The organism is Ferrovibrio sp., assembly GCF_035304305.1.
GTDB lineage: Bacteria > Pseudomonadota > Alphaproteobacteria > Ferrovibrionales > Ferrovibrionaceae > Ferrovibrio.
This window is the reverse complement of record NZ_DATGQG010000120.1, coordinates 1-3,033: the sequence shown is the minus strand read 5'-3', so window position 1 is coordinate 3,033 and position 3,033 is coordinate 1. Positions and strand designations below refer to the sequence as shown.

General features: G+C 64.0%; 4 protein-coding genes. 3 read left to right on the top strand and 1 reads right to left on the bottom strand.

Annotated elements, in window-relative coordinates; all coding sequences use genetic code 11:
• Positions 1 to 143: hypothetical protein (locus VKZ87_RS13570; protein WP_324221794.1), on the top strand; the 143-nt coding region annotated here is incomplete at its 5' end.
• 46 nt (positions 144 to 189) lie between these two features.
• The gene (locus tag VKZ87_RS13565) at positions 190 to 1,914 is read left to right on the top strand and encodes a carbamoyltransferase C-terminal domain-containing protein (protein WP_324221793.1); all 1,725 of its coding nucleotides are present in this window, start codon (positions 190 to 192) and stop codon (positions 1,912 to 1,914) included.
• 6 nt (positions 1,915 to 1,920) lie between these two features.
• Here VKZ87_RS13565 and VKZ87_RS13560 read toward each other — a convergent pair whose 3' ends face one another.
• Positions 1,921 to 2,592, bottom strand: a complete 672-nt coding sequence (locus VKZ87_RS13560) for a class I SAM-dependent methyltransferase (protein WP_324221792.1) — start codon at positions 2,590 to 2,592, stop codon at positions 1,921 to 1,923.
• 257 nt (positions 2,593 to 2,849) lie between these two features.
• Between VKZ87_RS13560 and VKZ87_RS13555 the strand changes: the two genes are divergently transcribed.
• The coding region (locus tag VKZ87_RS13555) for a hypothetical protein (protein ID WP_324221791.1) at positions 2,850 to 3,033 on the top strand (184 nt) is incomplete at its 3' end.

Below are 3,033 nucleotides of genomic sequence, written 5' to 3'. Positions count from 1 at the left end.
TCCCCGAGGGCAAAACCTCGCTGGCGCTGACCGTGCGGCTCGAGCCGCAGCAGCAGACCCTGACGGATGCCGAGATCGAGGCCGTTACCAGGAAAATAGTGGCGGCAGCGGAAAAGGCCTGTGGCGCGGTTCTGCGCGGCTAGGCTAGATATCAGGCAGACCCGCGGCGAGAAAAGGCGTTCAAGGACGATGTTAATTCTGGGGATCCACTCCGGCTATCATGATGCCTGTGCGGCATTGTTCGACGATTACCGGATGGTCGCGGCCGTCGCGCTTGAGCGTTTTACCCGCCGCAAGATAGATGGCGGCCGCATCCCGCATGAGGCGATCCAGGAATGTCTGCGCATTGCCGGTGCCGGACTGCAGGATATCGGCACGGTTGCCCTCTCCCGCGGGGCTTTTCCCAGCCGCTATTACCGGCATTTCCCGCTGCCGCGTCTGGTCGAGAACCGCGTCCGCGAACTGGTCGGGATGGAAAAGCACAAGAGCATGGAGCGCGAATGCGTGCGCTACGGCCGCACCGACAGCGACGCCATGTTCGATCGGGCTTCCTTCCTGCGTGATCTTGGCTGCCGCGGCGACCTGCCGGTGACCTTCTACAATCATCACGCCTCCCATGCGCTGGCGACCCTGTTCCATACGGATTGGGATGAGGCGCTGCTCTATACGGCCGATGGCGGCGGCGACAACGTGCAGTACAGTCACCGGATCCTGAAAAACGGTCGTCTGGTCACGCTTTACGGCGGCGATGACGGCCTGGTCGCGCCGCTGAAGATCGACTCGCTGGGGCTCGCCTATGGTTACGCGACCCAGGCGCTGGGCTATCGCATCAACAAGCATGAAGGCAAGCTGACGGGCCTCGCCGCGCTGGGCGAGCCGATGCTGGCAAATGCGCTCGCCAGCCATTTCCGCATCGACGGGGACGGACGCATCGAGAGTGATTTTGCCAGCTATCCCGAGATGCGCCGCTGGGTTTTCAGCTGGGCCGAAGGCCATCCGCCCGAGGTCGTGGCGGCGTCGGTGCAGAAGGTTCTGGAGGATTTCGTCACCGAAGCGGTCGGCCGGCTGCTGCGCCGCCATGGCGTCCGCAAGCTGGGACTGTCGGGCGGCGTGTTCGCCAACGTGAAGCTGAACCAGCGACTTGCCGAGGAACTGCCGGTCGACGAGGTGTTCATCTATCCGGCAATGAGCGACCAGGGGCTGGCTGCCGGCGGCGTGCTGCAGCACCTGCTGGAGCGCGACGGGCTGGAGACCTGGCTGAAGCAGCGCTACCGGCTCGACCATCTCTATTTCGGATACGACTATTCATCCGACATCGACCCGGTCATTGCCGGCGGCGGCGGCCGGCTGGTCAGCAGCGATCCGGTAAAGGATGCGGCTGCCCTGATAAACGCCGGCAAGGTGGTGGCGATCTATACGAAGGGCATGGAATACGGGCCACGCGCGCTTGGCGCTCGCACCATCATGGCTGCGCCGGTCAAAGCCGAGATCAACCAGATCCTGAACCAGCGGCTGGACCGCTCCGATTTCATGCCTTTCGCGCCGGTGGTACGCGATGTCGATGCGACCCGGATCTTCGACCTGCCGCCGCAATCGCTTTACGCCGCCCGGTTCATGACCATCACCTGCCAGGTGCATGACGAGTGGCGCGAGCGCATTCCCGCCGTGGTGCATGTCGACGGGACGGCGCGCCCCCAGGTGATCCGCCGTGAGCAGAACCCGCTGTACTACGACATTCTCTCTGCCTATGCCGAGCTGTCCGGCGTGCCGGTGCTGATCAACACCAGCTTCAACGTGCATGAGGAACCGATCATCAACACGCCGGCGGAATGCCTGCGTGCCCTGAACGAGGGGCGGATCGACTACGTGGTGACGGAAGCAGCCGTCTGGGAGCGCGGCCAGACCGGAGCCTGAAGCGGTTTACGCCGCTTTACCGGTATTGCGGCAAACCAGGAAAATGGAACGGCAGCCCTCGGTGAATTCCTGCCGCACGGGCTGCCAGCCGGCGCGCTCCAGGGTGTCGCGGAACTTCTCGACGCTGTACCCGCGGTAGCCGATTTCCCACTTATGCGGCTCCCAGCCCGCGTCGGCGGGGGATCGGAAATTCTTCAGGAAGCGGAATTTCCGGAACATGCTGCGGCGCTTTGCCGTGAAGCGGTTCAGGTAGATGCTGAATGCCAGCTGCGTCCCTTCGTAAGGAACCGACAGGATCAGCCAGGGAATTTCCGTCTGCTGCAGCCGCGCCAGCACCGAGGGAATCTCCGGCCAGGGGATATGCTCCAGCGTTTCGCAGCAGATCAGCGCATCTGCGGCCGGCAGGCTTTTCGGGTCGAAATCGCGGATATCGCCCTGGATATGCCTTTCGGCGCCGATGCCGGGTGACCGGTTCTCGATGTCGAAAGTCGTAACCCGGTATCCGGCGTTCGCCAGCATGGCGGTGACCAGGCCGAGATACGGGCCGATCTCGATGACGCTGCGCACCGGCAGGTCCTGCAGGAGATGCACCTGCATCCACTGATGGACGATCCGCTTTTCCGTGTAATAGGCATGCCACGCCCGCGCCGGCGCAGACGATCCCAGAATATCCGCCATGGAGCCCCCCAACGCCGCGGACGCTAGCAAATCCGATTCCCGGCCTCAACTTGAGATCCGGTTACGTCATGCGTCGTTCGCGGCCGGATGCGCGCCGCTCCATGAATTTTCGGGGCAGGCGCCGCGTTCCCATTTTGTGCCGAATGTATCCAGAAGGCGAGCCGGAAACGGCGACGTGAATCGCAGCCGCCTCAGGCGCTTGTGCATGCGATGCCCTTCATTGCCGCTGCCCGCGGCGGATGCTACAACCCCCGCCCATGACCGCCCCCCCGATCAGCGATTTCGCCCCCGGCACCGACACGGCCAACCCGCCTGCCGGCATGAAGGAACTGGCCTTCATCGGCTTCATGAAGGTGAACGGCCCGCTCTGGGGCCGGCTGGACGAGGACGGCCTGCCGCTGATGGGCTTCCGGGTCGAGCCGCGGCACTGCAATCCGATGC